The following is a 25,814-nucleotide window of genomic DNA, read 5'->3' as shown; positions in this document are numbered from 1 at the left end:
TACTCTGGGGTCACATGTTACTCATTACCTATTTATGAGTATCCGTCGGTTATTGTGGACTCCGCTGTGGACAGATAGACGGCTAGATTTCCATTTGATTTGTTTGCTGCTAGGATGACCTTCACGCAGTTGCATGGATGTAAGAGGAGCGAGCGGTGTTGAACGAAAAGCCGAGCATAAAGTCGGACCCAACAAAGAAACTGGAATCCTGTCTCAAGGAACGGATCCTGATCATCGACGGGGCCATGGGCACCATGATCCAGGGCTACAAACTGGGCGAGGCGGATTATCGCGGTGAGCGGTTTGCCGACTGGCATACCGACATCAAGGGCAACAACGACCTGCTGGTGCTGACCAGGCCCGGAATCATTCGCGAGATCCACGATCAGTATTGTGCCGCCGGGGCCGACATCCTCGAAACCAACACCTTCAACGCCACTCGCATCGCCATGGCCGATTACGAGATGGAAGATCTTTCGGCCGAGATCAACCGCGAGGCGGCCAGGCTGGCCCGTGCCGTGGCTGACGAGTGGACGGCGAAAGAGCCCCACAAGCCCCGCTTTGTCGCCGGTGTGCTGGGCCCCACCAACCGCACCTGCTCCATCTCGCCGGACGTGAACGATCCCGGCAAGCGCAACGTCACCTATGACCAGCTGGTGGCTGCGTATACGGAATCGACCCATGCCCTGATCGAGGGGGGCGCTGACCTCATTCTGATCGAGACCATCTTCGATACCCTCAACGCCAAGGCGGCTGCCTTCGCGGTGGAAGGGGTTTTCGAGGCGCTGGGCTATGCGCTGCCCGTGATGATCTCCGGCACCATCACCGATGCCTCGGGGCGTACTCTCTCCGGTCAGACTACCGAAGCCTTCTATCACTCCCTGCGCCATGTCAAACCCATCTCGTTCGGTCTCAACTGTGCGCTGGGGCCCGACGAGTTGCGTCAGTACGTGGAGGAGTTGTCGCGCATCAGCGAGACCTTTGTGAGCGCCCATCCCAATGCCGGTCTGCCCAATGCGTTCGGCGAGTACGATCTCGATGCGGGTGAGATGGCGGAGCATATCCGCGAGTGGGCCCAAAGCGGTTTTCTCAACATGGTGGGCGGCTGCTGCGGCACTACTCCGACCCATATTCGCGCCATGAGTGACGCTGTCGCCGGCATCAAGCCGCGTACCTTGCCCACGCTGCCGGTCGCATGCCGCCTGTCGGGTCTCGAGCCCCTCATCATCACGGCGGACTCCATGTTTGTGAACGTGGGTGAGCGTACCAACGTCACAGGTTCCGCCAAGTTCAAGCGTCTCATCAAGGAGGGGCTCTACGACGAAGCCCTCGATGTGGCCAAGCAGCAGGTGGAGAGCGGCGCCCAGATCATCGACATCAACATGGACGAGGGGATGCTGGACGCCGAAGCGGCCATGGTGCGCTTCCTGAACCTCATCGCCGGTGAGCCTGATATCGCCCGAGTGCCGGTGATGATCGACTCCTCCAAGTGGGAGGTGCTGGAAGCCGGCCTCAAGTGTGTGCAGGGCAAGCCGGTGGTCAACTCCATCTCCATGAAGGAGGGGGAGGAGAAATTCATCCAGCAGGCCAAACTGCTGCGTCGCTATGGCGCCGCCGTCATCGTCATGGCGTTCGATGAGGTGGGCCAGGCTGACACTCGCACCCGCAAGTTCGAGATCTGCCAGCGCGCCTACCGGATCCTGGTGGATCAGGTGGGTTTCCCGCCGGAAGACATCATCTTCGATCCCAATATCTTCGCGGTGGCGACCGGCATCGACGAGCACAACAACTATGCGGTGGACTTCATCGAGGCGGTGAAGGACATCAAGACCCATTTGCCCCATGCCATGATCTCCGGCGGTGTCTCCAACGTCTCTTTCTCGTTTCGCGGCAATGAACCGGTGCGCGAAGCCATCCACGCTGTCTTCCTCTACCACGCCATCCAGAACGGCATGGACATGGGTATAGTCAACGCCGGTCAGCTCGCCATCTATGAAGACATACCGGCAGAGCTGAAGGCCAAGGTCGAGGCCGTGGTGCTCAACTTGAGTGACAGCGCCACCGAGGATCTGCTGGCCATCGCCGAGAAGTATCGTGGTGCCGGAGCCCAGGCGGAGGATCCGCGGGATCAGGAGTGGCGCAGCTGGCCGGTGGGCAAGCGGCTGGAACACGCTCTGGTCAAGGGGATCACCGACTTTATCGAGGAGGATACTGAAGAGGCGCGGGCCGGCGCCGAGAAGCCGCTGCACGTGATCGAAGGGCCCCTGATGGACGGTATGAACGTGGTCGGCGATCTGTTTGGCGCGGGCAAGATGTTCCTGCCCCAGGTAGTCAAATCCGCCCGGGTGATGAAGCGGGCTGTGGCCTATCTGCAACCCTACATCGAAGCCGAGAAACAGGGCGGCTACAGCAACGGCAAGATAGTGCTCGCCACCGTCAAGGGTGACGTGCACGACATCGGCAAGAACATCGTCGGGGTGGTGTTGCAGTGCAACAACTACGAGATAGTGGACCTCGGTGTTATGGTCTCCTGCGAGACCATTCTCAAGACTGCCCGTGAAGTGGGAGCCGATATCATAGGGCTGTCGGGCTTGATCACACCGTCTCTCGACGAGATGGTGCACGTGGCCAAAGAGATGGAGCGTCAGGGCTTCAAGCTGCCGCTCTTGATCGGCGGTGCCACCACCTCCAAGGCCCACACAGCGGTCAAGATAGAGCAGAACTACAGCGAACCCGTGGTCTATGTGTCGAACGCGTCGCGCGCCGTCGGGGTGGCCCAGAGCCTGCTGAACCCTGAGCTCAAGCCTGCGTTTGTCGCCCGCATCGACAAGGAGTATGAAGTCGCCCGGGATCAGCATGCCCGCAAGCAGCCGAGATCCAAGCCGGTCAGCCTGGCCCATGCTCGCGCCAACCGGCAGCAGCTGGACTGGGTGAACTATCAACCGCCGGCCCCCCGTGAGCCGGGCGTGCAGACGTTTGAGAACGTGCCCGTCTCGGTGCTGCGCCCCTACATAGACTGGACGCCGTTTTTCCTCAGCTGGGAGCTGGCGGGCAAGTATCCGCGCATTCTCGAAGACGAGATCATAGGTGAGGAGGCGACCAAGCTGTTTGCCGATGCCAATGCCATGCTCGACAAACTCGAGCAGGACGAGAGCGTGCGCTGCGCCGGCATCATAGGTCTGTTTCCGGCCAACACGATCGGCGACAGCATAGAGGTCTATACCGACGAGTCGCGCACCGAGGTCATCAAGGTGCTGCACCACCTGCGCCAGCAGAGCGAGAAGCAGGGCTTCCCCAACTACTGTCTGGCGGACTATGTAGCACCGAAAGAGAGCGGCAAGCCGGACTGGATCGGTGCCTTCGCGGTGACTGGCGGTATCGGGGAAGAGGCCATCGCCACTGCCTACAAGGCGGATCATGACGACTACAATGCCATCCTCATCCAGGCGGTGTGCGACCGTCTCGCCGAGGCCTTCGCCGAGTATCTGCACGAACAGGTGCGCAAGGTGCACTGGGGCTATGCAGCCGACGAGGCCCTCAGCAATGAGGATCTGATCCGCGAGAACTACCGCGGCATACGCCCGGCGCCCGGTTACCCCGCCTGTCCCGAGCACACTGAAAAAGGGAGCATCTGGGAGCTGCTGGGCGTGGAGCAGGCCATCGGCATGAAGCTGACGGAATCCTACGCCATGTGGCCGGGGGCGGCCGTGTCGGGCTGGTACTTCTCCCACCCCGACAGCAAATATTTCGCAGTGGCGCAGATCCAGCAGGATCAGGTGGAAGATTACGCCGCCCGCAAGGGGATGACCCTGGCGGAAGCAGAACGCTGGCTGGGGCCGAACCTGAACTGAATCCCGATCTCCCGAGTGACATTGGTTGATCTTTGACGAGAAACGGCGGCATCCTTGGGCTGGTGGACAGACCAGCTTAGGGCCGCCGTTTGACATATCGGTGACAACGGGATTGCAGCGTGCAGTTCTGCGTGGTTTGTCTTGTTGTCAGGAGAAACAATTGGCGTTGTCTTGGCGCTGTGGCACCTTATACTCTCCCGCCCCATCCTGCCCAGGCACTGCCTTCTAGCGGAATTGTCATGAAGATCGCCATTTTATCCCGTGAGCCCAGAAACTATTCCACCCGCCGTCTGGTCGAGGTGGCGCAGGCCCGCGGTCATCAGGTAGAGGTGCTCGACACCCTGCGCTGCTACATGAATATCGCCTCCCACAGCCCCTCCATTCATTACGAAGGACGAGAGCTGGAGAGTTACGACGCCGTGATCCCGCGTATCGGCGCCAGCATCACCTTTTACGGCACCGCCGTGCTGCGCCAGTTCGAGATGATGAACACCATGGCCCTCAACAGCTCTGTGGCCATCTCCCGTTCCCGCGACAAGCTGCGGGCCATGCAGTTGTTGTCGCGCCACGGCATAGGTCTGCCCATCACCGGCTATGCCCACAGCACCCATGATGTGCCGGATCTCATCACCATGGTGGGGGGCGCCCCTCTGGTAGTGAAGCTGCTGGAAGGCACCCAGGGAATTGGCGTTGTGTTGTGCGAGACCCACAAGGCGGCCGAGAGCGTGATCGAGGCCTTTATCCAGACCAATAACAACATATTGGTGCAGGAGTACATCCGTGAGGCCAACGGCGCCGACATTCGCTGTCTGGTGGTCAATGGCAAGGTGGTTGCGGCCATGCGCCGTCAGGCCCAGCCGGGGGAGTTTCGCTCCAATCTGCACCGTGGCGGCACCGCCGAGGCGATCAAGATAAGCCCCGAAGAGCGGGCAACCGCAGTGCAGGCGGCCAAGATCATGGGGCTGGATGTGGCCGGTGTGGATATTCTGCGCTCTGCCCGCGGTCCTCTGGTGCTGGAGGTGAACTCCTCCCCCGGTTTGCAAGGAGTGGAAGCCGCCTCCGGCAAGGATGTGGCTGGCAAGATCATCGAGTTCCTGGAGCTCAAGGCGAGCCGCAAGAACAAGCCCGCCGAATAAGCCGCTGACGGCTTGCATCGCGGTATAAACACAAGGCGCCCTCGGGCGCCTTGTGTTGTTTGCGAGTCGGTTATTCCCGCATTTCCAGCCTGGCGCTGAAGATGCCAGCCTCCAGCCGGGTCTCTATCTGCCAGCCGAGCTTCTCGCAGATGCGCTGTATGATGGTGAGGCCACAGCCGTAGCCGAGGATCTGATCCGGCGCGGCCGCAGTCGGGTTGCTGATGGTGAGCACGGGCCCGCACAGCTCGATCTCGATATGCCCCTCGGCATAGCTCAAGGCATTTTTCAGCAGGTTGCCGAGGGCAATGGCGAGCAAGGAGAGGGGGGCATTGACCTCGCTTGCCTCGTCCAGGGTGAGCCTGATATCGAGCGTCTCTCGCTGCAACAGCGGGGCGAGGCGCACCAGCTCCTGCCGGATCAGTGGTTCTACCCGTTGCAACGAACGCTCCACCGCCTCCTTGCGACCCAGCAGCAGGAAGGTCTCTGTGAGCAGTGCCATTTCGTCTGCAGCGGCGCGAATACGGGTGGTGGCGCGGGCGGCGGGGGCGGGCAAGTCCGTTACCTTGCCGAGCAGCGCTGCCGACCCCTGGATCACCATGTTGGGGGTGCGCAGCTCATGGCTGGCAAAACGGCTGAACTCCTGCTCGCGGGCGAACACGGCGGCCACCTCGTGTTTGCCGGTCAGCAGTGCCAGCTCGATCTCCCGCAACTCCTGCCAGGGAGCATCGGGCACGAAATCCGCCTGATCCGGGGTGAGGTGGGCGACCCTTTGCTGCAACCGCTGCAGTGGCCCCGTGATGTGACGCACCAGCCAGATACCGAAACCGATGCACGCGATCAGCAGGGTCAAGCCTATCAGCCGGGTAGCCAGATGCAGCTGATCTTCGTAAGGATCCAGATAGTCGTCGGCGTCGTCGTTGAACACCAGATAGAGCAGTCCCTGGCCGGACGGATGGGGCCGCACCAGGAAGTGCTTGTCCTCCTCGCCAAGCTGGTGCTCGAAGAAGCCCGGGCTCTGATAGGGCTTGAGCCAGGCTGGCAGTCGGCCCGCTTCGGTCCAGTAACTGGAGAACTGGCGCGGACTGGGGGCGGGGGCCGCCATGCCGAGCTGCAGCCAGTCATCGTTGTAGCGGGTGACCTCGGCTTCCAGCCAGTGACGCAGGCTCAACTCTTCCATCTTGTCTTCGGCTACCACCATCAACAGGCTGATGATGATCAGCAGCAGCATGCCCGCCCCGCTCAGGGTCAGGATCAGGCGATGGCGCAAACTGGGCAGGCTGACCTGGGTACCCGGCTGTGCCTGGTCAAGGCCTCCGGGTTTGGTCATGGGATCACCCGTCTCTGGTCTGTCATGGCCTCCGGGTGTGGTCATGATGTCACCAGTCGGTAGCCCTGACCGTGGAGGGTTTCCAGCATGGGGGTAGGGAAGGGTTTGTCGAGGGCGTTGCGCAGGGCATAGATGTGGCTGCGCAGGGCGTCGGAGTCAGGCTCCTCGTCCCCCCAGACTGTCTCCAGCACTTCTTGCCGGCTCACCAGATGGGGGGCGCGGCGCACCAGCAGGGTGAGGATCTGGAACGGGATCTTGCCGAGCTTGAGCTCGACTCCGGCACGGGTGGCGCGGCCACTGGCGGGATCCAGGGTCAGCTCGCCCACGCTGAGGGCCCCCATGTCGCTGCGGGGGCCACGCAGGGCCAGCGCCTGCAGCCGCACTTCCAGCTCCTCCATGGCGAACGGTTTGACCAGATAGTCATCGCCACCGGCCCGAAAGCCCGCCAGCTTGTCATCCAGACTGTCGCGGGCGGTGAGAAACAGCACAGGGGTTGCTATGCCATCGGCCCGCAGCCGCTCAACCGTGGAGAGGCCATCCAGACGCGGCATCATGACATCCATGATGATGACGTCGAAGCGCTGCTCGGCCAGCAGTTGCAGGGCAGCCTGACCGTGATAGGCGCAGTCCAGTCTGTGCCCGGCCAGCTCCAGGTAATCCATGATGGTTTCCGCTACCTGGGGATTGTCTTCCACCACCAGTATTTTCATGTTTTGATCTCCTGGTTTTGACCGATATTTCACGGTCATCTCACACTGGACGAGGCATCCTGTGTGGCAGTGTAACCCCGAGGATCCCTGATGAAGAAGTCTCTGTGCGCTCTGCTGCTGTTTATATTGTTGCCACTTGGCACTGCGCAGTCGGCCGAGTTCAAGTTGACCGGCCGCACCACCTGGCAACTGGGCCAGCTGATGGTCAACGGCATCCCCTTCGTGCTCGACGAAGGGACCCGCTTCAAGGATGGGCTGAGCGAGGACGATCTCGGTGGCCGCTGGGTCGATCTGGAAGGGGTGGTTGAGGAGGGGCTGAGGGTGATCCGCGAGGTGGAGGCGCTGGACGAAGAGGACGAGATGGAGCTGGAGGGACCGGTGGCGCAAGGACGGATCTGGGGCTATGTCACCTCGGATAACAGCCTGGCTCCCTTCGAAGGGCGCTGGCTGGAGCTGGAGTGCAAGTTCGACGGCATGCGGTTGAGCCGTTGCCGCCAGGATGATTGAGCAGCAGGTGCATCTGGCGACCGGAAAAATTGCCCGCCCAGGCCCATAGTTAAACCTCATCAGGGTTTGACCATGGGCCTTCTGTCATGACACGCACCTCCCTCCTGCTGCTGGCTCTGCCGTTCTGCACCCTTGCCGTCGATGGCGAGCTCTGGCAGGTGGAGCTGGAACACAACGATGGCATTCGGCTGCAATTTCAAGGGGCCGAGCTGGAGCTTGGCAGCGCCGCACTGGCCGGGGTGCGTCAGTTTTCCGACCTCAAACCCGGCATGAAGCTCGCCATCCTGAGTCGCAACGGCGTCGCCGAACATATTCGCCTTCATGAACACGCGCCTGAGTCAGAACCGGCTGCCCAGTGGCGCCGGGCGGAGGGAACCTTGCTCGCCGTGACGGGCCATGCGCTGCAATTGCAGGGGCTGGGCACAATGACATTTGATGCCGGTACCCGCTGGCTCAACGGCAGCCCCGCCGATCTGCAACCGGGGCGTACCCTGGTGCTGACCCGTGACGAGACGGGCCGCGTGACCGAGATACTGATCCCGAATCCGGAGGATGAGCCGAAATAATGGCGAGGCCTTGCTCACTTAATTGGGGAATATATAAATTGCTAAATTAGAGTTCTCTTTTTTAAGATGTTCTTAAATATGATTAAGTGACGAATAAAATAATAGAGTGCATACTCTGATATTATATTGCTCAATATAAAATAGTGCTGAATTAATCTTCTGGTTAATTTTGTTTATATATTAAAGTGTGGGCTTGATCGCATAATGAAATTAATGCGACTGGTACTGTCATACTCACATGCTGCCCGTTGATATATAAATCGGGTGAATGCATGTCAGTGTTTAATATATTGGGGTTGCTATGAAAAAACTAAAAATAACTGGCTTGTCATTAATCATATCCGGCCTGCTGATGGCACAGGCGCAAGCGGCAGAGCCCGTCTATCCAGACCAGCTTCGCCTGTTTTCATTGGGGCAAGAGGTCTGTGGTGACAAGTATCGTCCCGTCAATCGAGAAGAGGCGCAGAGCGTCAAAAGCAATATTGTCGGCATGATGGGACAATGGCAAATAAGCGGACTCGCCAACGGCTGGGTCATTATGGGGCCGGGATATAATGGTGAAATAAAACCAGGCTCAGCCTCCAATACCTGGTGTTATCCGACCAATCCTGCAACCGGGGAAATACCGACTCTGTCTGCCCTGGATATTCCAGATGGTGATGAAGTAGATGTGCAATGGCGGCTGGTACATGACAGTGCGAATTTCATCAAACCAACCAGTTATCTGGCCCATTATCTCGGTTATGCCTGGGTAGGGGGAAATCACAGTCAATATGTCGGCGAAGACATGGATGTGACCCGTGATGGCGATGGCTGGGTGATCCGTGGCAACAATGACGGTGGCTGCGACGGTTATCGCTGTGGTGACAAGACCTCCATCAAGGTGAGCAATTTTGCCTACAACCTGGATCCTGACAGTTTCAAGCATGGCGATGTGACCCAGTCCGACCGCCAACTGGTCAAGACGGTGGTGGGGTGGGCTATCAACGACAGCGACACCCCTCAATCCGGTTATGACGTCACCCTGCGCTACGACACCGCCACCAACTGGTCCAAGACCAACACCTATGGCCTGAGCGAGAAGGTGACCACCAAGAACAAGTTCAAGTGGCCGCTGGTGGGGGAAACCGAGCTCTCCATCGAGATTGCTGCCAACCAGTCCTGGGCCTCCCAGAACGGGGGCTCGACCACCACCTCTTTGTCCCAGTCCGTGCGCCCGACAGTGCCGGCCCACTCCAAGATCCCGGTGAAGATAGAGCTCTACAAAGCCGATATCTCCTACCCCTACGAGTTCAAGGCCGATGTCAGCTATGACCTGACCCTGAGCGGTTTCCTGCGCTGGGGCGGCAACGCCTGGTATACCCATCCGGACAACCGCCCGAACTGGAACCACACCTTCGTCATAGGGCCATACAAGGACAAGGCCAGCAGTATCCGCTACCAGTGGGACAAGCGTTATATCCCGGGTGAAGTGAAGTGGTGGGATTGGAACTGGACCATACAGCAGAACGGTCTGCCTACCATGCAGAATAACCTGGCCAGGGTGCTGCGCCCGGTTCGGGCCGGGATCACAGGTGATTTCAGTGCCGAGAGCCAGTTTGCCGGCAACATCGAAATCGGCGCTCCCGTGCCGGTCGCTGCCGCCAGCCACTCGAGCCGTGCGCGCAACCTGGGTGCCGGTCAGGGTCTGAGACTGGAGATCCCGCTCGATGCACAAGAGCTCTCCGGGCTTGGCTTCAACAATGTCAGCCTCAGCGTGACCCCTGCTGCCAACCAATAATGGCAGTGTGTTGCAGTAAGAGAACCGGGCCCATGGCCCGGTTGTTGTTTGCACTGGTCGGTCTTGTTAAAGGCTTGTGCTTTCCATTTCCCCACTTATACTGGCGCCATCTTGTCGGAGTGCCAACCGTCGAACGACGCAAGGCTGAGACCGTTAATTCGGGATCCGTGGAACCTGATCAGGCTAGCACCTGCGAAGGGAAACAAGGGTAACCAGTGGGTTGCCGCGCCGGGGAGGAACAAGCTTCCCCGCTCGCCGAGAGGAGTGATCCGACCGGCAAGCCTGTGCGCACAAGAGGGAGCCTGCCATTCTGTTCTGTCGCCTTGTCCATCAGGGGGAGTACAGAAGATGCGCAGGAGGAAGCCAAGGCTTCAGTTTTGCTCCCTCTTGAATGCAAACCTCACCCACAGGTTCATCACTTCTCCTCGAACTCCAGACAAGCAAACACCCATAACTTCAATCAGTTAATGTGAGTTTTGCTATGTCTACCTCAAAAACTTCCGTGCCGGAAAATGCCAAGTTAGTCCCCGTCGGCCGCCGCGAGCAGCGTGCCAGTGCCCAGCGTTTTATCGACAATCTCAAGGGGATGGCCCATCCCAACTCCAGCCGCATCTTTATCGAAGGTTCTCGCCCCGATATCCGGGTTGGGCTGCGTGAAATTGCCCTGGCCGACACCCTGGTGGGGGGCAACAAGGATAACCCGCAGTTCGAAGCCAACGAGCCTGTCCCCGTCTACGACACCTCGGGTGCCTACGGTGATGAGCATGCGGTCATCGATGTGCGTCTCGGTCTGCCGCGCCTGCGGGAAAGCTGGGTGCGGGAGCGCGGTGACACCGAAGAGCTCGATGATCTCAGCTCCGCCTTCACCCAGGAGCGTCTCGCCGATGAGGGGCTGGATCACCTGCGCTTCGATAACTTGCCCAAGCCACGTCGCGCCAAGTCGGGCCGCCGTGTAACCCAGCTGCACTATGCCCGTCAGGGGCTGGTCACCCCCGAGATGGAATTTATCGCCATCCGCGAGAACATGGGCCGCGAGCGGGTGCGCTCCGAACTGCTGCTGCGCCAGCATCCGGGTCAGGGTTTCGGTGCCCGCCTGCCCGAGAACATCACCCCCGAATTCGTGCGCGATGAGGTGGCCGCTGGCCGCGCCATCATTCCCAACAACATCAACCACCCGGAAACCGAGCCCATGATCATAGGCCGCAACTTCCTGGTGAAGATCAACGCCAACATAGGCAACTCGGCGGTCAGCTCCAGCATCGAAGAGGAGGTGGAGAAGCTGGTGTGGTCCACCCGCTGGGGCGCCGACACCGTCATGGATCTCTCCACCGGTCGCAACATCCACGAGACCCGCGAGTGGATCCTGCGCAACAGCCCTGTCCCCATCGGCACTGTGCCCATCTATCAGGCGCTGGAAAAAACCAACGGTATCGCCGAAGACCTCACCTGGGAGCTGTTTCGCGATACCCTGCTCGAACAGGCCGAGCAGGGGGTGGATTACTTCACCATTCACGCCGGCGTCTTGCTGCGCTACGTGCCCATGACCGCCAAGCGCCTCACCGGTATCGTCTCCCGCGGCGGCAGCATCATGGCCAAGTGGTGCCTGTCGCACCACAAGGAGAACTTCCTCTACCAGTATTTTCGCGAGATCTGCGAGCTGTGCGCCGCCTATGACGTGGCCCTGTCGCTTGGAGACGGTCTGCGTCCCGGCTCTGTCTATGACGCCAACGACGAGGCCCAGTTTGCCGAGCTGCGCACCCTGGGCGAGCTCACCAAGATCGCCTGGGAGTACGACGTCCAGGTGATGATAGAGGGGCCGGGCCATGTGCCCATGCACATGATAGAGCGCAACATGACGGAGCAGCTGGAGCATTGTCACGAGGCGCCTTTCTATACCCTGGGCCCGCTCACCACCGACATAGCTCCCGGTTACGATCACTTCACCTCCGGCATAGGCGCCGCCATGATCGGCTGGTACGGCTGCGCCATGCTCTGCTACGTCACCCCCAAGGAGCACCTGGGGCTGCCCAACAAGGAGGACGTGAAGCAGGGCCTCATCACCTACAAGATCGCCGCCCATGCCGCTGACTTGGCCAAGGGTCACCCGGGTGCCCAGATCCGCGACAACGCCATGTCCAAGGCGCGCTTCGAGTTCCGCTGGGAGGATCAGTTCAATCTGGCGCTGGATCCCGAAACCGCCCGCGCCTACCACGACGAGACCCTGCCCCAGGAGTCCGGCAAGGTGGCGCACTTCTGCTCCATGTGCGGCCCCAAGTTCTGCTCCATGAAGATCACCCAGGACGTGCGCGACTACGCGGCCAGTCTGGAGGCGGTCGAGGTGAAACTGGTGGGCATGGATGGCCAGCAGGAGCGGGTAGTGGCCGAGGTTGAGAGCGGCATGGCGCAGATGGCAGAAACCTTCAAGGAGAAGGGGAGCGAACTCTACCATCAGGCGGCGGCCCTCAAACCGGCGCGGGAGGAGGCATGAACAGCCGACCCATCGTCTGGACAATAGCCGGTTCAGATTCCGGGGGCGGTGCCGGCATTCAGGCCGATCTGCATACCTTGCACGATCTCGGCGTGCACGGTTGCTCTGTCATCACCGCCATCACGGCCCAGAACTCGGTGGCGGTGAAGATGGTCGATCCCGTGCTGATGCAGACTTTCACCGCCCAGATCGACGCCCTCGGCGTCGACTTGCCCCCGGCGGCCATCAAGATAGGCCTGCTGCCGACCCGGCTCCATGTGGAGGTATTGGCCCGGCGGCTCGACACCCTGACTGCGCCCTTTGTGGTCTACGACCCGGTCGCCATCGCCAGCACTGGCACCCCCATGGCAGAAGCCAACATGCTGGCGGCGGTGCGTGAACATCTGCTGCCAAGGCTGTCGCTTATCACCCCCAACGGCCCCGAGCTGGAGGCGCTGACTGGCATTCCCGCCAGCAGCCCTGAGCTGGTGCGGGCGGGGGCGGCGCGATTGCGTGAACTGGGCGCCCGCGCCGTGCTGGTCAAGGGCGGGCATCTGGGGTGGAGCGAAGAGCTCTGCCTCGATTACTACCAGGACGAGCAGCGCGAGTTCTGGCTGGGAGCGCCGCGTATCGACACCCGCCACGGCCACGGCACCGGCTGCTGTTATGCCAGCGCCATCGCCGCCGTGGTGGCGCAGGATCACCCGGTCGATGACGCCATCACGCTGGCGCGTGCCTACCTGCAACAGGGGTTGGCTGGGGCGCAAGGGGTGGGGGCCGGTCCAGGCCCCATCGCTCATCTCGGCTGGCCAGCGGATCTTGCCCACTTCCCCCGCGCCGTATTGGCGGGGTCGAATCTCGATCGCCGCTTTGGTCTCTATCCCGCCAGCGAGGCTCGCCTGCCGGATGGCCCCTTCGCCCAAACCGAACATCGGCTCGGCCTCTATCCTGTGGTGGATTCGGTCAAGTGGCTCAGGCGTCTGCTGGGAGCCGGGGTCAAGACCCTCCAGCTGCGCATCAAGAACCTGCCCGCCGCCCAGGTGGCACCAGCCATTGCCGAGGCGGTAGCGCTGGGTCGCCGCTTTGGTGCGCGGCTCTTTATCAACGACTACTGGCAGCAGGCCATAGTCGCCGGTGCCTATGGCGTGCATCTGGGACAGGAGGACATGGAGACGGCGGATCTCGCCGCCATCCAGGCCGCCGGCCTGCGCCTCGGCATCTCCACCCACGGCTACTTCGAGCTGATGCGGGCCCGCGAACTGGCTCCGTCCTATATAGCCCTGGGTCATATATTCCCCACCAACACCAAGCAGATGCCGTCCCGCCCGCAGGGGCTGGTGCGACTGCAACGCTATCGTGTACTCATGTGCGACTGGCCGACGGTCGCCATCGGCGGCATCGGCGAGGATCGCATTGCGGCGGTGCTGGCAAGCGGGGTGGGCAGCATTGCCCTGGTGTCGGCGATCACGGCAAGCGATGACTGGCAGGGGGCGACCGAGCGGCTGCTGGCGGCCGTGGGATCGGGGGATGAGCCCTGCTCGGCGCTTATTCATCAGGCCATCACGCAGCAGGAGGCCGATCATGCTCTCTGATGCGGAATACCTGCGCTACGGCAGGCAACTGATGCTGAGCGAAATCGGCGAGGCGGGGCAGGCGAGGCTGAAAGAGGCATCCGTGCTGATCGTCGGCCTCGGCGGGCTCGGCTCGCCGCTGGCGCTCTATCTGGCCGGAGCCGGGGTGGGCACCTTGTGGCTCGCCGACGGCGACGTGGTGGATTCCAGCAACCTGCCGCGCCAGATCCTGTTCGATGCTGATGCGGTCAATCACTCCAAGGCCGAGCTGGCCCGGGAGCGGCTGGCGGCCCACAACCCCCATGTGGAGCTTATCGCCATCAATCAGCGGCTCGATGAGCAGAGCCTGCCCGCCTTCGTGGCCGAGGTGGATCTGGTTGTCGACTGCTGCGACAACCTGGCCAGTCGCCACGCCATCAACGCCGTCTGTGTGGCTCAGCACAAGCCCTGGATCTCGGCCGCCGCCGTCGGCTGGCAGGGTCAGCTGATGGTGCGAACCGCCCCCGAGCACGCCTGCTACGCCTGCCTCTATCCGCTGGATACCCGCATCACGGAGAGCTGCCAGAGCAGCGGCGTTGCAGGCCCATTGGTGGGGGTGATGGGCGCCTTGCAGGCGCTGGAAGCCTTGCGTCTGCTGCTGGGCAAGCCCAGTCCGGTGGCGGGCACCCTGCGCCGTTTCGATGCCCTGACCCACGAGTGGCAGACCCTGGGGTTGTCCCCCGATCCCGCCTGTTCCGTGTGCGGCGCCTCTACCTTTGCCAATCCCATGGAGGATGCGCAATGAAGATCAGATTGAACGACAGCGAGCTGGTGCTGACGACCAGCCCGGATAGCCAGATCTGCGTGGCCGAGCTGCTGGCGGCCCGCGAGGTTGCCCCGCAGGGGGTGGCGGTGGCCCTCAACGGCGCCGTGCTGCCCCGCAGCCGTTGGCCAGATACCCGACTCAATGACGGGGATGAACTCCACCTTTTCACTGCCATCGCCGGAGGCTGAGATGCTGACCATAGCCGACCATGAATTTTCGTCCCGCCTCTTTACCGGCACCGGCAAGTTTGCCCGCCCGGATCTGATGGCGGCCGCCATCGAAGCAAGCGGCTCCCGGCTGGTGACCATGGCCATCAAGCGCCTCGAACCCGGCAAGCGCCACGACGATATCCTCACTCCGCTGCTGGCACTCGGGGTCAAGCTGCTGCCCAACACCTCGGGCGCCAAGACGGCCGCCGAGGCGGTGTTTGCCGCCCATCTGGCCCGGGAGGCGCTCGGTACAAACTGGTTGAAGCTGGAGATCCACCCCGATCCCAAGTACTTGCTGCCCGATCCCATAGAGACCCTCAAGGCCGCCGAACAGCTGGTGAAAGAGGGTTTCGTGGTGCTGCCTTACTGCGGGGCCGATCCCGTGCTCTGCAAGCGGCTGGAAGAGGTGGGCTGCGCCGCCGTCATGCCGCTCGGAGCCCCCATCGGCTCCAATCAGGGGCTGGTGACCCGGGATTTCCTCGCCATCATCATCGAACAGGCGCGGGTGCCCGTAGTGGTGGATGCGGGGATAGGTGCGCCGAGTCACGCCGCCGCCGCCTTTGAGCTGGGCGCCGACGCCGTGCTGGTGAACACCGCCATCGCCGTGAGTCGGGATCCGGTCGCCATGGGCCGCGCCTTCGCGCTGGCCTGTGAGGCTGGTCGCAGCGCCTATGAGGCGGGCCTCGGCGCGCGCGGCCTGCAAGCCAGCGCCTCCAGCCCGCTCACCGACTTTCTGGAGGCGCTATGACTCAGGGCATGGGGCAAGATGTGGCGTCTGTATGCGCCCGGCTCCGATTGGGAGAGGGGCTGGGGGTGAGGGAAGAGGCTGACCCGGCGCTTGAATGGGGCGAGCCCTGCGCTCCTCCCCCTCCCAAGGGGGAGGCCGGGAGGGGGGTTGGTTTTGCCGATCGCTGGCGCGAGCTGGAGTGGGATGATATCGGCATGCAGATCCGCGCCAAGACCACCCGGGATGTGGAGCGGGCGTTGACCAATCCGCGCCGCAGTTTGCAGGACTTTATGGCGCTTATCTCGCCAGCCGCCGAGGCGTTTTTGCCGCAGATGGCGGCTGAGGCCGAGCGCCTCACCCGCCAGCGTTTTGGCAACACCATCGGCTTCTATGTGCCCCTCTATCTGTCGAACCTCTGTGCCAACGACTGCTCCTACTGCGGTTTCTCCATGAGCAACCGCTTGAAGCGCAAGACGCTGAATACCGAGGAAATTGAGCGCGAGTGCCTGGCCATCAAGGCGCGCGGTTTCGACAGCGTGTTGCTGGTGACCGGCGAGCACGAGAGCAAGGTGGGCATGGCCTATTTTCGTGAGCACCTGCCGCAGATCCGCCGCCATTTCAGCGCCTTGGCGATGGAGGTACAGCCACTGTCGCAGGCCGATTACGCCGAGCTCAAAACCTTGGGGCTGGATGCCGTCATGGTCTATCAGGAGACCTATCACGCCCCCAGTTACGCCCGCCATCACCTGCGCGGCAACAAGCAGGATATCGACTGGCGGCTCGCCACCCCGGAGCGGCTGGGGCGGGCCGGCATCGACAAGATAGGGCTGGGGGCGCTGATTGGCCTCTCTTCGGATTGGCGCGCCGACAGCTATTTTGTGGCCGAACACTTGGCCTGGATGGAACGTCACCACTGGCAGAGCCGCTATTCGCTATCCTTCCCGCGCCTGCGCCCCTGCACCGGTGGCCTGCAGCCCGAGGTGGTGATGTCGGACAGGCAGCTGGTGCAGCTTATCTGCGCCTGGCGTCTCTTCTCGCCGACCCTGGAGTTGTCGCTCTCGACCCGGGAATCCCCTGCGTTTCGCAACGGTGCCCTGCGCCTTGGCATCACCCAGATGTCGGCGGAATCGCGCACCCAGCCGGGCGGCTATGCCGAAGGGGACAAGGAGGAGCTGGAGCAGTTTGCCATCCACGATGCTCGCCCGCTGGGTGAGGTCGCCGATGCCGTCAGGCAGGCGGGGTTGCAGCCGGTGTTCAAGGATTGGGAACCGTTTTTGGGCCGATAGGGGCGGCCAGGCCCCTTTGCCGGTGGCATCCGGGCGTCCAGCCAGACTCCGTGCCTGTGGCGAGCAGGCACGGCTGCGCCGTGCAATCGTAGGGTCGATTAGCCGTCAGGCGCAATCGTCCGCTTTGTAGTTTTTGGGGATTGTGGATGGCTCGGCTACGCCGAGCAGGACACGAGGCCGCTGGCCTCGACGGGGTTTCGCCCGCCCTTCGGGCTGGGGCGAGTGACTTTGGAAAGACCCAAAGTCACCAAAGGTCTTCTCCCCCACTTATTCGCCCGACTTACGTCGGGTGCCTTCGGCTCACCCGCTTGTCCGACGGCACGCGCCGACGGGCCATCCATGGCCCGGCGCCGCTCGCTCGACATCCTGTCTCGCGGCCTGGACAAGCGGGTTCGCCTCAGCAAATAAGGGGGGGAAACAATACCGTGACCGCCTTTGCTTGAGGTGAAAATATTATTATCGGATCCGCTGTGGTTTTCCTTGCCGTGCTGGTGGCCCCAAAATAACTATTTATATAACTTATTCGCTAGGGAGTAAATTATCAAAAACATCTGTTAGTGAATCTGGTTGAAGGGCCCATCGATAAGCAGGGTGAATTTCCCAATCAAAACCAAAATCAACGAATTTATGTGATAGATAACGACTTTCTTCAAAATATTTTCTATCAATGAACCCATTGTTTTCTTTACGCGCAGTCAAGAAATTTATTTTGTATAGGAAGGCTGCAAGTTCTTTATTGTCAGCCTTCCTGTCTTTACCGAAGAAACGAAAGTTATGATTGTTTTGTATATTTTCTATTTTTTTGAGAAGAGCTGAAGTTGTATATATATACCCACTATTTTGCCTTTTTTCTTCTCTCGATGGTTTCATCCCAAAAAGTAACTTCTCTATATCTGGAAGCTCTGAGCGGTATTCATTTATGGTATCTTGCAAGCGCCCCTGTGAGTATTCTTCAAAAATGCTGTTGAAGTCCTTTGTTCCAATTAAGTTATTACTCTCATTGCTGGCATTTTTGGCCGCTAAAGTGCAAAGTTTAACTAGATCTCGCGGTCTCTTTCTTATTAGGGACATCAACATCCTATAGGTTGGAATAGACTCCCACTTTCCTTTCCCATTAAAAACAGGTTCGAGCACACGATCTAAATGATGAGCCAGAACCTTCTGTTCTAATTTCATTAATTCTTCCGTAGAAGAATCCAAGCCAAAGTATTGGTTAACTCTCTTAACTAGAAGAGCTAGGATTTCATGATTGTTCCAAGAGAACCAAACAACAGATCCTTCGATTTTGTCAGTTGATTCATCAGATGTTCTGACTAAGTAGTATACATCAGTGCGCAAACTGACTCTAAATTTCACTCCTTTACATTCTGATGCTAGATCTCGTATTGCATTTAGAAGGGCTGATACTTTTCTGATATCAGATCCAGTCCCCTGCCAACCACGGTCAAGGTCATCTAAATAAACGAATATCGTTCCGCTTTTTAGAAAGTTTTTTATTATTAACTCTTGAGTTTCCCCCAAGTCTATATGTTCGCCTGCTTTAATTGTAGACTGAAGGAAGTTTATAAATTGCCCGCCATATTGCCCGAGCTTATTTGTCCAGCCATCAGATAACATTCCAACAGAGGCGAGAACTTTTCTAGATATTATTTCTGATATTCCATCCTTCCATACTCGAATCATTTTTAAAAAATCTGACTCACCCTCACTAATTCCAGCAATATCATCTGGTTTGATCAATATAGCTAATTTTTTCTCTTGGTACTGTTCTGACATTGCAACATGAAATAAAGCAGATTTTCCAATTCCTTTGTGGCCCACAAGGATCCTAATTGGAAGGTCGTTATAAACTTGTTCGTATACCTTGCTCTTAAAATAATAGGCATTAAGTCTTTCTATATCTTCGTCTTCTGCAGCCTCATGTCCGAATAATTGTGCAATATTTTCTTGCGTGAAATTCATATATATCCCTATAAGAGGTAGCTTTGTATGGATATGGTATCTTCGGGCCATTGAGATGCCCACACTAACTTGTAAATCAGTGTACCTCTAGATGGGTATTATATGAAGCCCTACTGTCTGAAAGTGTGATATGTCGCAGTCTCTCTATGCTCCAGTCTGCATGGCAGATACGGCCTGTAACTAGAGTCTTTGCTTCCTCGAGAGACTCGGATTACCCCACTCTCTCCAACTCCTCGATCTCCCCGCAGCTAATCAGCTTTAAGTTCCGGCTGATCTGCTCCACCGGCCAGTCCCACCAGGCGAGGGCGTTGAGGCGGGCTATGGTATCGTCGTCAAAGCGGTAGCGGATCAGCTTGGCGGGGTTGCCGCCGACCACGGCATAGGCGGGCACGTCAGTGGTGACCACTGAGCGGGCGGCGATAATGGCGCCGTTGCCGACCTTGACCCCAGGCATGATCAGGGCCTCATAGCCTATCCAGACATCGTTGCCGATGAGGGTGTCTCCCTTGTAGGGAAGGGTGCCCGGTGCGGGGGCGGCGCTCTCCCAGCCGTTGCCGAAGATAAAGAAGGGGTAGGTGGAGAAGCCGGAGCTCTGGTGGTTGGCGCCGTTCATGATGAACTTGACCCCGCGGGCGATGGCGCAGAACTTGCCGATGATGAGCCGGTCGCCGATGAAGGGGAAGTGATAGAGGACGTTGCGCTCAAAGCCTGCCGAGTCTTCCGGGTCGTCGTAATAGCTGTAGTCGCCCACCTCGATATTGGGACCCTTGATGGTGTTCTTGATAAAGCACACCTGGGGGAAGCCTTTCATGGGGTGGGGGTTGGCGGGATCGGGTCCGTGCAAGATGCTCTCCTTTCGAATCTGTTGGCACACTACCGTAAAGGAAGTTGATGATGGCATGCCACCTTTTTGTGGTGGTGCACTCGCCAGCCTTTGTCGCCCCGTCGTTATGTGCGCATCGACCCGGGGCGGGTTTGTCTCTAGCATGGAGCTGATGCGGGGCCTGGGCTCCGTCACGGGCTTTTGACGAAGTCCGTTCCACGGACTGATGGCGGAGAGAAGAGATGATGAATATGCGTTCCTTGTTGATGGTGGGGGTCCTGCTCCTGGGCGGTTGTAGTATCAATCCCTATGGCGGAACTCCGGCGCCTGTCACCGAGCCGGATCAGCCTGTGATCCAGCCAGAAAAACCAGTGACCAAGCCGGATGCCGGGGCGCCGCTACCCAAGCCGGTGGCCCCGACCGGGCTGGCGCTTTCCATGGCGGATGCCTTCGTGCAGGCCCCCGAGGTGCGGGAGCTGGCACAGAGTGGCAATGCCGTGCTGCTGCTTACCCCGCCCCGAGACGGTACCAATGACGAGCTAGATACCAGCACAATGGCGGCGGCCATGAGCAAGCGGATCCAGTCCAAGAGCGGTTTTCGCTTCGTCGATCCCGGTCAGGTGGCCGCCATCACGGGGCAGCTCGAGTATCAGCAGGGGAGAATGAATCCGGCATCCTTGGTGCGGCTTGGCCGCCAGACTGGGGCCGGTTACATGCTCTATGGGGATCTGGTGTCCGAGGGGAGTCGCTATCGGCTCACCATGAGCCTGATGGAGCTGCGCAGTGGCGAGCTGCTCTGGAACGGCAGCCGCTCCGCCAGCCACTAAACATGTCAAGGAGGGTTGATTGCCATTGCATTCAACCCTCTTGTTACCATGACCATGACCATGACCATGACTGCGACTGTTACTGCCCCGTCTTCTTCAGAAAATAGGTGATATGCCCAGGCGGCATATCCGGCAGTTCGCCAAAGACGGTGTAACCCTGCTTCTGGTAGAAGGGCAGGGCCTGGAAGCTGCTGGTTTCCAGATGAACCTTGGTGATGCCCTTGTCGCTGGCATATTGCTCCATGGTGGCGAGCAGGCGGGCGCCCCAACCGTCGCGGCGCATGGCGTCCTCGACCCAGAGCCCTTCTATGTGCAGCCAGCCCCATTTTATCTCGCCGAGAATCCCCCCCAGCACCAGGCCCTCTTCATCCTTGATAAAGCTGGCAATTCGCTCACGGGTTAATGGGCCTGTGATGGTTTCATTGAATTGATTCAGGCCGCAGCGTAGGGCGTCGAACTCTGCTGTGTCTGGCGGTTGAGGGGCAGTCAGTTGCATTGTCAAATCTCTGGAAAATAGCAGGCGGCGATATCGACGGGCTGATCCGGGCAGCCGGGCAGATAGAAGTGCCAGCCGGCGTCGGAGAAAGCGCGCAGCTCACTTTCGACAAATTTCAGGGCCAGGCTCAGGGCCTGCAAGGCGTCTATGCCATGGATAAAGGTCTTGTCGCCAAGCCCGGCCAGCTTCACTTTGCAGCGATAGTCGCCACTGGTGGATTTGGGGTCGGGTTGCGGTGCGCCGATGGCAATTTTCAGGGTCACCTGTTCGCCCTCCAGGCTCACGGCATCGAATTTGGCGGTGACTATGGTTCTCTTCATCTGGATAATCCTTCTCCGGTTGACGGCCGTCCTCGCTTGCTGGCGCTGAGCTGGCGTCCCTGGGCGGCTGATGGGGTGGCAATAGACTCAAGATGGTCAGCCTAAAGGAACTGCCCCAGCGAAACAATCACTTGCCTGTGCGCAGTGTGAGCGGGATCGGCTTCTCCGGGGACAGTGCTCGGCCCCGCATCACAATCCGCAGGCCCTGCTTGCCGGGGTGAAGGATATTCAGAACGCAGTCTTGTTATTGTTCAAGTCAATTAATTCAGAAGGCGGCATAATTATTTTCACAAAACCATTATCTATATTTTTGATATTACCAGATGGATTGTTGGTCATGTTTATATGATCGACTGATTAATGTATGGTTTGCCGTGATGTTATGATTCTGGAATCAAGCGGTTGTATTCTGGTCGAAATGACACATTCTGTTTTCATTTCAAACAAAGTTATTCAAACAGTCATGAATTATTAACCTTGACCTTGATTGCGTTTTCAACGATGGTAGCGTGGCATATCCGTTTCATATTGGCTGTCCTGTTGACCGCTGACGGGTTTGTGTTTTCTAAAAAATGAGTACGATGTGCACAGACATATCACCTGCCTATTACACGGGCCAATAAAATAATGTGACAGACAAATAAGGTGTATATCGCAATGAGTATAGCTATTGCTGAAAAGAATAATTCAGTCTCAAAGTTGAAATGGGAGAGAAGTGACTCGGTATGGACTATGGGCTTATATGCCACAGCCGTCGGTGCCGGAACCCTTTTTCTCCCCATTACAGTCGGCAGTAATGCTCCGATCATACTGCTGTTTATTTTATTGGCAGCATTTCCGCTCTCTTATTATTCCCACCGAGCCTTGAGTCGCTTCGTGTTATCCAGTTCCCATCGGGAAGGGGATATTACTCATGTGGTGGAGGAACATTTTGGCCCCAGGGCAGGCAAGCTGCTGATGCTGGTCTATCTGATGGCCTTCTACCCCATCATTCTGGTCTACAGCATCTCCATCACCAATGCCATCGAGAGCTTTATGGTGCATCAGATGGGCGGCGCAATGGTCAGCCGTGGCTGGCTGGTGCTGGCGGTGATGCTGGGGTTGCACCTGATCTTGCTGACCGGCAAACAGGTGGTGGTCTCTGCCATCAGTGTGCTGGCGCTGCCGATGATCGCCTTCCTGCTGGGTATCTCTTTCTACCTGTTGCCCCAGTGGAGCCTCTCCTATTTCACCGAGAGTCAGGCCGTGGATTGGCGTGATCCCGCCGTCTGGAAATCCCTCTGGCTGATAGTGCCAGTGATGGTGTTTTCATTCAGCCATGCGCCCATTATCTCCTCCTTTACCGCCGCCCAGAAAAAGCGCTGCCATGTGAGCGCCCATATGCGCAGCCAGCGCATCATCAAGTGGAGCAGCCTGCTGATCTGCGGCAGCGTGCTGTTTTTTGTCATCAGCTGTGTGATGAGCCTGAGTCAGGCGGAAATGGCGCTGGCTCGTACCGACAATATTTCCGTGCTGTCGGCGCTGGCGAACAAATTTTCCAATCCGCTTATCGCCTATGTGGGTCCGCTCATTGCCATTCTGGCCATGTCCAAATCCTTCCTCGGCACTTCAATGGGGGTGAACGAGGGGACTGTGAGCATGGTGAGCGGCGCTTGCCGGGGACTGGGGCTCTCCCTCCGGGAGGTCACCATAGCCAGGGTCTCATCCGTCATCCTGTTCGTGGTGACCGGTGTCATCACCTATCTGAACCCCAATGTGCTGAATATCATAGAGAAGGTGAGCGGCCCCCTGATAGCGGTGATCCTGTTCCTGCTGCCCGCCTACGCCATCTATCGTCTGCCGGCGCTCAAGGGTTATCGCGGCGCGAGCACACTGTTCGTGATGGTGGTGGGTCTGCTCGCCATCTCTGCGCTGATCTATGACCTGATCTGACGGCCTGCATGCCGCATGAAACAAAAGGGGCGACCACCTGGTCGCCCCTTTTTCGTCTGCGTGAGACGGGTCAGCCCAGCAGGGTCGAGACGCTCTGCCCCGCCATCAGCAGGCCTATGGCCAGGGCGCTGAACCAGACCAGGGTGGCGCTGACCAGCAGGTAACCGCTGGCGACGAACAGGCCGTCTCGCTGCAGCATGCCGATGGCCAGCAGCAGAATGGCCCAGGCGGGCATGGCGTTGGTGAAGGGGATGGCCCCCAGCGGCAGCATCAGCAACAGGGCGGCCAGCATGAGCAAGAGGCCGTTGCAGCGGTTGATGGTACTGCTGCCGGTCAGCAGCAGGAGGCGCGGGCGAATGAAGCGATCGATGCGGGCCAGCAAGTCAGCGCCCTTGTGCAGGGTCGGCTTTAGCTGATCGGCGGCGAAGCGGCGTTCCATCAGGATGGCGGGCAGCCAGGGCACACGGTTGAGGGTGATGCCGATACCGATAAACAGGATCAGCAGGCCAAACGGGGTGCTGACGCCAGGGATGGAAACCGGCAGCAGGAAGGGCACAGTGAGCAGTACGCAAAACAGCAGCATGCCCTGTTCACCCACCAGGGCCAGCATCTGACGCAGGCTGATATGGCTCTCCTCTATGGCGTGGGCGGTTGCCCGCAATGTGTCGGAGAGCTTGTGTTGTGGGTCCTTGAGTTGCGCGGCAACCATTCCCGAGTTTCCTTCTGATGAGTGGAGTCGGGTCACCATGACCCGGTTGCGCGCCAGCATACGTGGTAGAGGTTAATCACCGATGAATAACGGCGGCGGCGATGAGTGGCGTGGTAGCGGGATATGGTTGCGGCAGCTGAGTGTGATCCTCCCTGCGAAAATGGGTTGATACAGGCCTGGTTTAGGATGGGGGTCAGGGGGCTCTGATATGCTTGGTGGGCACTGGTGCACAAGCAGAGGAACTGTGATGAAACGAGCGGGGATCATGATGATGTGGCTCTTGCTGCCACTGGGGCAGGCATGGAGCGCCGACGGCGAGGCAGGACTTGGCTGGCAGGTGACGCCGTTTTTCGGCTACAGCTCGTCCATCGACTTCGAAGCGAACGATGACCCCCAACCCGTGCCTGTCTCAACCAAGCTGGAGTCATTGCAGGGGGATAGTTCCGGCAGCTGGGGCCTGTTCATCAGCAAGGAGGTGGATGACCCCGGTATGATAGAGCTGCTCTACAGCCACCAATCCACCCGCCTCTCCCCGGATCAGTCGGAGCGGCTGACGGTGGATACCCTGCACTTCGCCGGAGCCCTCACCCTGTCGGACAACCTGATGGCTCCCTACATAGGCGCCGGCATAGGGGCGACGCGCTTCGCCGCCTACGACAGCGAGCTGGCTCCTTCCATGTCGCTGGCGCTCGGGGTGCAGCCACGCCTGACCGAGCATCTGGCGCTGCGGGCCGAGGTGCGCGGCTACGGCACCCTGGTCAACGACAACAGCCAGTTCCTCTGCAACCCGGACGACTGCGTATTCAAGGTGCGCGGCGAGCTGGTGACCCAGTGGCAGGCCAATATCGGTCTGACCCTGAGGTTTTGATGCCTGTCAGCGCTGTGGAGTGCAGTGTCAGACAATGCCGCGGGTGATCCGGCTAAGGGGCTCGTTGACGTCGAACAGCTTGTACTGCACAGCGCTGGCGCCCATGGCGAGCACCCGCTGCTCGTGCATCTTGGCGTAGGCGAGAGCGCTTGCCTCATCCTCGAACAGATAGATGCCACCCGCCTCGCCGGTGCGCGGGTTCTCGGTCCAGATCTTGGAGATAAAGCCAGGCTCCCGGGTGATGGACTTGGCCAGCGGCATGGCGCTGCTGCCCCTGCTCCAGCAGATGCACGACTTCGCGCTGAGCCACTGTGACCTCTTGGTACGGGCCTGGGATGGCCCGGCGAGCGAGCCACTCTCAGCCGCCATCGAACGGCGTTAGTCTTCCGCCGACCAGGCCATTACCCATTCGGCGCAATGGGTGTGGGGATCCTGCTGTTCGGCCTCTATCTGGAAGCCCTGAGCGAGATAGAAGTCGCAGCTGGCACGATTTTGCTGGTACACCTGCAGGCGCAGCGCTGGCCGCTGTTGTTTGGCGTGGGCCAGCAGAGCCTTGCCATAGCCGCGCCCCTGCTGCGTCGGTGCTACGAAGATGGCGGCCAGGGTCTCTTCATACAGGGAATAAAAACCCAGCGCAGTGCCATCTTGCCAGAGCACATAAGAGTCGGCGGCGGGCAGGTAGTGCTCCCGCATCGGCGCCAGGTTGGCGTGCCAGTAGGCCGGGTCGATGAAGTGGTGCGCCTGCAGGGAGGCCTCCAGCCAGATGGCGAGGACGGCCTCCATGTCGGACGGAGTGAAGGGGCGGATCTGCATGGGTGTCTCGTCTGGATTCGTCACAAAAGGAGCATGGTAACAGCGCCAGTCTCGCCGTCACCTTGTGGGTGGCCAAAGTGCCACCCTCATAACAAAAAGGCGACCCGCAGGTCGCCTTTGCC

At 59.5% G+C, this 25,814-nt stretch carries 24 protein-coding genes and 1 riboswitch; of the genes, 15 read left to right on the top strand and 9 right to left on the bottom strand.

Going from position 1 to position 25,814, the window contains the following annotated elements; translation table 11 throughout:
* The first annotated feature begins 155 nt into the window (after positions 1-155).
* Entirely contained in the window at positions 156-3,851 is a 3,696-nt protein-coding gene (metH, locus tag GWQ29_RS14870; RefSeq protein WP_275919742.1) for a methionine synthase, read from the top strand.
* A gap of 239 nt (positions 3,852-4,090) precedes the next feature.
* Complete coding sequence (rimK, locus tag GWQ29_RS14865; RefSeq protein WP_005316298.1) at positions 4,091-4,987, top strand: 30S ribosomal protein S6--L-glutamate ligase; 897 nt, start codon at positions 4,091-4,093, stop codon at positions 4,985-4,987.
* A 70-nt stretch (positions 4,988-5,057) separates the two neighbouring features.
* On the opposite strand, the gene GWQ29_RS14860 is transcribed toward rimK, so the two are convergent.
* Together GWQ29_RS14860 and GWQ29_RS14855 are read right to left on the bottom strand one after the other, a co-directional pair.
* Complete coding sequence (locus tag GWQ29_RS14860; RefSeq protein WP_275919741.1) at positions 5,058-6,314, bottom strand: HAMP domain-containing sensor histidine kinase; 1,257 nt, start codon at positions 6,312-6,314, stop codon at positions 5,058-5,060.
* Positions 6,315-6,355: 41 nt separating this feature from the next.
* Positions 6,356-7,024, bottom strand: coding sequence for a response regulator transcription factor (locus GWQ29_RS14855; RefSeq protein ID WP_005316294.1), 669 nt, complete (start codon positions 7,022-7,024; stop codon positions 6,356-6,358).
* Between the two features lie 90 nt (positions 7,025-7,114).
* On the opposite strand from GWQ29_RS14855, the gene GWQ29_RS14850 reads away from it, so the two are divergent.
* The 9 genes from GWQ29_RS14850 (at position 7,115) to thiH (ending at position 16,942) form a co-directional block, all read left to right on the top strand.
* The gene (locus GWQ29_RS14850) at positions 7,115-7,531 is read left to right on the top strand and encodes a hypothetical protein (protein WP_005316291.1); all 417 of its coding nucleotides are present in this window, start codon (positions 7,115-7,117) and stop codon (positions 7,529-7,531) included.
* Between the two features lie 86 nt (positions 7,532-7,617).
* Positions 7,618-8,097 carry a hypothetical protein gene (locus tag GWQ29_RS14845; RefSeq protein ID WP_219591674.1) on the top strand — a complete coding sequence of 160 codons (480 nt, stop codon included), beginning with the start codon at positions 7,618-7,620 and terminating at the stop codon, positions 8,095-8,097.
* Positions 8,098-8,398: 301 nt separating this feature from the next.
* The gene (aerA, locus tag GWQ29_RS14840) at positions 8,399-9,877 is read left to right on the top strand and encodes a beta-barrel pore-forming toxin aerolysin (protein WP_169047262.1); all 1,479 of its coding nucleotides are present in this window, start codon (positions 8,399-8,401) and stop codon (positions 9,875-9,877) included.
* 105 nt (positions 9,878-9,982) lie between these two features.
* Positions 9,983-10,096: riboswitch (TPP riboswitch) on the top strand.
* Positions 10,097-10,358: 262 nt separating this feature from the next.
* Complete coding sequence (gene thiC, locus GWQ29_RS14835; protein WP_169047263.1) at positions 10,359-12,365, top strand: phosphomethylpyrimidine synthase ThiC; 2,007 nt, start codon at positions 10,359-10,361, stop codon at positions 12,363-12,365.
* Complete coding sequence (gene thiE, locus GWQ29_RS14830; RefSeq protein WP_275919740.1) at positions 12,362-13,936, top strand: thiamine phosphate synthase; 1,575 nt, start codon at positions 12,362-12,364, stop codon at positions 13,934-13,936. Before thiC ends, thiE begins: the two co-directional genes overlap by 4 nt.
* A complete protein-coding gene (locus GWQ29_RS14825; protein ID WP_275919739.1) occupies positions 13,926-14,699 on the top strand; it encodes a HesA/MoeB/ThiF family protein in 774 nt (257 codons plus the stop codon). The genes thiE and GWQ29_RS14825 overlap by 11 nt, the downstream gene beginning before the upstream one ends.
* Positions 14,696-14,908 (top strand): sulfur carrier protein ThiS, encoded by a 213-nt coding sequence (gene thiS / locus GWQ29_RS14820; protein ID WP_005316276.1) that lies wholly within the window; start codon positions 14,696-14,698, stop codon positions 14,906-14,908. Before GWQ29_RS14825 ends, thiS begins: the two co-directional genes overlap by 4 nt.
* Before the next feature lies 1 nt (position 14,909).
* On the top strand, positions 14,910-15,677 hold the full coding sequence (locus GWQ29_RS14815) for a thiazole synthase (protein WP_113720759.1): 768 nt from the start codon (positions 14,910-14,912) through the stop codon (positions 15,675-15,677).
* Positions 15,674-16,942, top strand: a complete 1,269-nt coding sequence (thiH, locus tag GWQ29_RS14810) for a 2-iminoacetate synthase ThiH (protein ID WP_275919738.1) — start codon at positions 15,674-15,676, stop codon at positions 16,940-16,942. Before GWQ29_RS14815 ends, thiH begins: the two co-directional genes overlap by 4 nt.
* 519 nt (positions 16,943-17,461) lie before the next feature.
* Here the strand turns inward: thiH and GWQ29_RS14805 are convergent.
* Positions 17,462-18,904, bottom strand: coding sequence for a hypothetical protein (locus tag GWQ29_RS14805; protein WP_275919737.1), 1,443 nt, complete (start codon positions 18,902-18,904; stop codon positions 17,462-17,464).
* Between the two features lie 211 nt (positions 18,905-19,115).
* Positions 19,116-19,751 carry a Vat family streptogramin A O-acetyltransferase gene (locus GWQ29_RS14800; protein ID WP_345893343.1) on the bottom strand — a complete coding sequence of 212 codons (636 nt, stop codon included), beginning with the start codon at positions 19,749-19,751 and terminating at the stop codon, positions 19,116-19,118.
* Between the two features lie 221 nt (positions 19,752-19,972).
* On the opposite strand from GWQ29_RS14800, the gene GWQ29_RS14795 reads away from it, so the two are divergent.
* Complete coding sequence (locus GWQ29_RS14795) at positions 19,973-20,554, top strand: penicillin-binding protein activator LpoB (protein ID WP_256688361.1); 582 nt, start codon at positions 19,973-19,975, stop codon at positions 20,552-20,554.
* Between the two features lie 79 nt (positions 20,555-20,633).
* Here the strand turns inward: GWQ29_RS14795 and GWQ29_RS14790 are convergent, their stop codons facing one another.
* Positions 20,634-21,050 carry a GNAT family N-acetyltransferase gene (locus GWQ29_RS14790; RefSeq protein ID WP_275919735.1) on the bottom strand — a complete coding sequence of 139 codons (417 nt, stop codon included), beginning with the start codon at positions 21,048-21,050 and terminating at the stop codon, positions 20,634-20,636.
* Positions 21,051-21,052: 2 nt separating this feature from the next.
* Positions 21,053-21,370: a hypothetical protein gene (locus tag GWQ29_RS14785; RefSeq protein WP_005316246.1), complete on the bottom strand. Its 318-nt coding sequence runs from the start codon at positions 21,368-21,370 to the stop codon at positions 21,053-21,055.
* A gap of 876 nt (positions 21,371-22,246) precedes the next feature.
* On the opposite strand from GWQ29_RS14785, the gene GWQ29_RS14780 reads away from it, so the two are divergent.
* The gene (locus tag GWQ29_RS14780; RefSeq protein ID WP_238583099.1) at positions 22,247-23,302 is read left to right on the top strand and encodes an HAAAP family serine/threonine permease; all 1,056 of its coding nucleotides are present in this window, start codon (positions 22,247-22,249) and stop codon (positions 23,300-23,302) included.
* Between the two features lie 70 nt (positions 23,303-23,372).
* On the opposite strand, the gene GWQ29_RS14775 is transcribed toward GWQ29_RS14780, so the two are convergent.
* Positions 23,373-24,011: an exopolysaccharide biosynthesis protein gene (locus GWQ29_RS14775; protein WP_219593318.1), complete on the bottom strand. Its 639-nt coding sequence runs from the start codon at positions 24,009-24,011 to the stop codon at positions 23,373-23,375.
* 247 nt (positions 24,012-24,258) lie between these two features.
* On the opposite strand from GWQ29_RS14775, the gene GWQ29_RS14770 reads away from it, so the two are divergent.
* Positions 24,259-24,879 carry an outer membrane beta-barrel protein gene (locus tag GWQ29_RS14770; protein ID WP_275919734.1) on the top strand — a complete coding sequence of 207 codons (621 nt, stop codon included), beginning with the start codon at positions 24,259-24,261 and terminating at the stop codon, positions 24,877-24,879.
* 27 nt (positions 24,880-24,906) lie between these two features.
* Here GWQ29_RS14770 and GWQ29_RS14765 read toward each other — a convergent pair whose 3' ends face one another.
* Positions 24,907-25,167 (bottom strand): monooxygenase, encoded by a 261-nt coding sequence (locus GWQ29_RS14765; protein ID WP_345893342.1) that lies wholly within the window; start codon positions 25,165-25,167, stop codon positions 24,907-24,909.
* Here GWQ29_RS14765 and GWQ29_RS14760 point away from each other — a divergent pair.
* The gene (locus tag GWQ29_RS14760) at positions 25,139-25,261 is read left to right on the top strand and encodes a hypothetical protein (protein WP_265420728.1); all 123 of its coding nucleotides are present in this window, start codon (positions 25,139-25,141) and stop codon (positions 25,259-25,261) included. The genes GWQ29_RS14765 and GWQ29_RS14760 overlap by 29 nt on opposite strands.
* On the opposite strand, the gene GWQ29_RS14755 is transcribed toward GWQ29_RS14760, so the two are convergent.
* Positions 25,258-25,692, bottom strand: a complete 435-nt coding sequence (locus GWQ29_RS14755) for an N-acetyltransferase (protein WP_275919732.1) — start codon at positions 25,690-25,692, stop codon at positions 25,258-25,260. The two genes, GWQ29_RS14760 and GWQ29_RS14755, sit on opposite strands and share 4 nt — an antisense overlap.
* Between the last annotated feature and the right edge of the window lie 122 nt (positions 25,693-25,814).

The sequence above is a fragment of the Aeromonas sp. 2HA2 genome (assembly GCF_029237345.1).
GTDB classification, from domain to species: domain Bacteria; phylum Pseudomonadota; class Gammaproteobacteria; order Enterobacterales; family Aeromonadaceae; genus Aeromonas; species Aeromonas salmonicida.
The sequence above is the reverse complement of the archived record's forward strand: the minus strand, read 5'-3'. Positions and strand labels throughout refer to the sequence as shown.

Excerpts from the sequence above, each read along its gene's own strand:
- rimK (WP_005316298.1), top strand. The coding sequence starts at position 4,091 with ATGAAGATCGCCATTTTATCCCGTGAGCCCAGAAACTATTCCACCCGC.
- GWQ29_RS14860 (WP_275919741.1), bottom strand. The coding sequence starts at position 6,314 with ATGACCAAACCCGGAGGCCTTGACCAGGCACAGCCGGGTACCCAGGTC.
- GWQ29_RS14855 (WP_005316294.1), bottom strand. The coding sequence starts at position 7,024 with ATGAAAATACTGGTGGTGGAAGACAATCCCCAGGTAGCGGAAACCATC.
- GWQ29_RS14850 (WP_005316291.1), top strand. The coding sequence starts at position 7,115 with ATGAAGAAGTCTCTGTGCGCTCTGCTGCTGTTTATATTGTTGCCACTT.
- GWQ29_RS14845 (WP_219591674.1), top strand. The coding sequence starts at position 7,618 with ATGACACGCACCTCCCTCCTGCTGCTGGCTCTGCCGTTCTGCACCCTT.
- aerA (WP_169047262.1), top strand. The coding sequence starts at position 8,399 with ATGAAAAAACTAAAAATAACTGGCTTGTCATTAATCATATCCGGCCTG.
- thiC (WP_169047263.1), top strand. The coding sequence starts at position 10,359 with ATGTCTACCTCAAAAACTTCCGTGCCGGAAAATGCCAAGTTAGTCCCC.
- thiE (WP_275919740.1), top strand. The coding sequence starts at position 12,362 with ATGAACAGCCGACCCATCGTCTGGACAATAGCCGGTTCAGATTCCGGG.
- GWQ29_RS14825 (WP_275919739.1), top strand. The coding sequence starts at position 13,926 with ATGCTCTCTGATGCGGAATACCTGCGCTACGGCAGGCAACTGATGCTG.
- thiS (WP_005316276.1), top strand. The coding sequence starts at position 14,696 with ATGAAGATCAGATTGAACGACAGCGAGCTGGTGCTGACGACCAGCCCG.
- GWQ29_RS14815 (WP_113720759.1), top strand. The coding sequence starts at position 14,910 with ATGCTGACCATAGCCGACCATGAATTTTCGTCCCGCCTCTTTACCGGC.
- thiH (WP_275919738.1), top strand. The coding sequence starts at position 15,674 with ATGACTCAGGGCATGGGGCAAGATGTGGCGTCTGTATGCGCCCGGCTC.
- GWQ29_RS14805 (WP_275919737.1), bottom strand. The coding sequence starts at position 18,904 with ATGAATTTCACGCAAGAAAATATTGCACAATTATTCGGACATGAGGCT.
- GWQ29_RS14795 (WP_256688361.1), top strand. The coding sequence starts at position 19,973 with ATGAATATGCGTTCCTTGTTGATGGTGGGGGTCCTGCTCCTGGGCGGT.
- GWQ29_RS14790 (WP_275919735.1), bottom strand. The coding sequence starts at position 21,050 with ATGCAACTGACTGCCCCTCAACCGCCAGACACAGCAGAGTTCGACGCC.
- GWQ29_RS14785 (WP_005316246.1), bottom strand. The coding sequence starts at position 21,370 with ATGAAGAGAACCATAGTCACCGCCAAATTCGATGCCGTGAGCCTGGAG.
- GWQ29_RS14775 (WP_219593318.1), bottom strand. The coding sequence starts at position 24,011 with ATGGTTGCCGCGCAACTCAAGGACCCACAACACAAGCTCTCCGACACA.
- GWQ29_RS14770 (WP_275919734.1), top strand. The coding sequence starts at position 24,259 with ATGAAACGAGCGGGGATCATGATGATGTGGCTCTTGCTGCCACTGGGG.
- GWQ29_RS14760 (WP_265420728.1), top strand. The coding sequence starts at position 25,139 with ATGGCGCTGCTGCCCCTGCTCCAGCAGATGCACGACTTCGCGCTGAGC.
- GWQ29_RS14755 (WP_275919732.1), bottom strand. The coding sequence starts at position 25,692 with ATGCAGATCCGCCCCTTCACTCCGTCCGACATGGAGGCCGTCCTCGCC.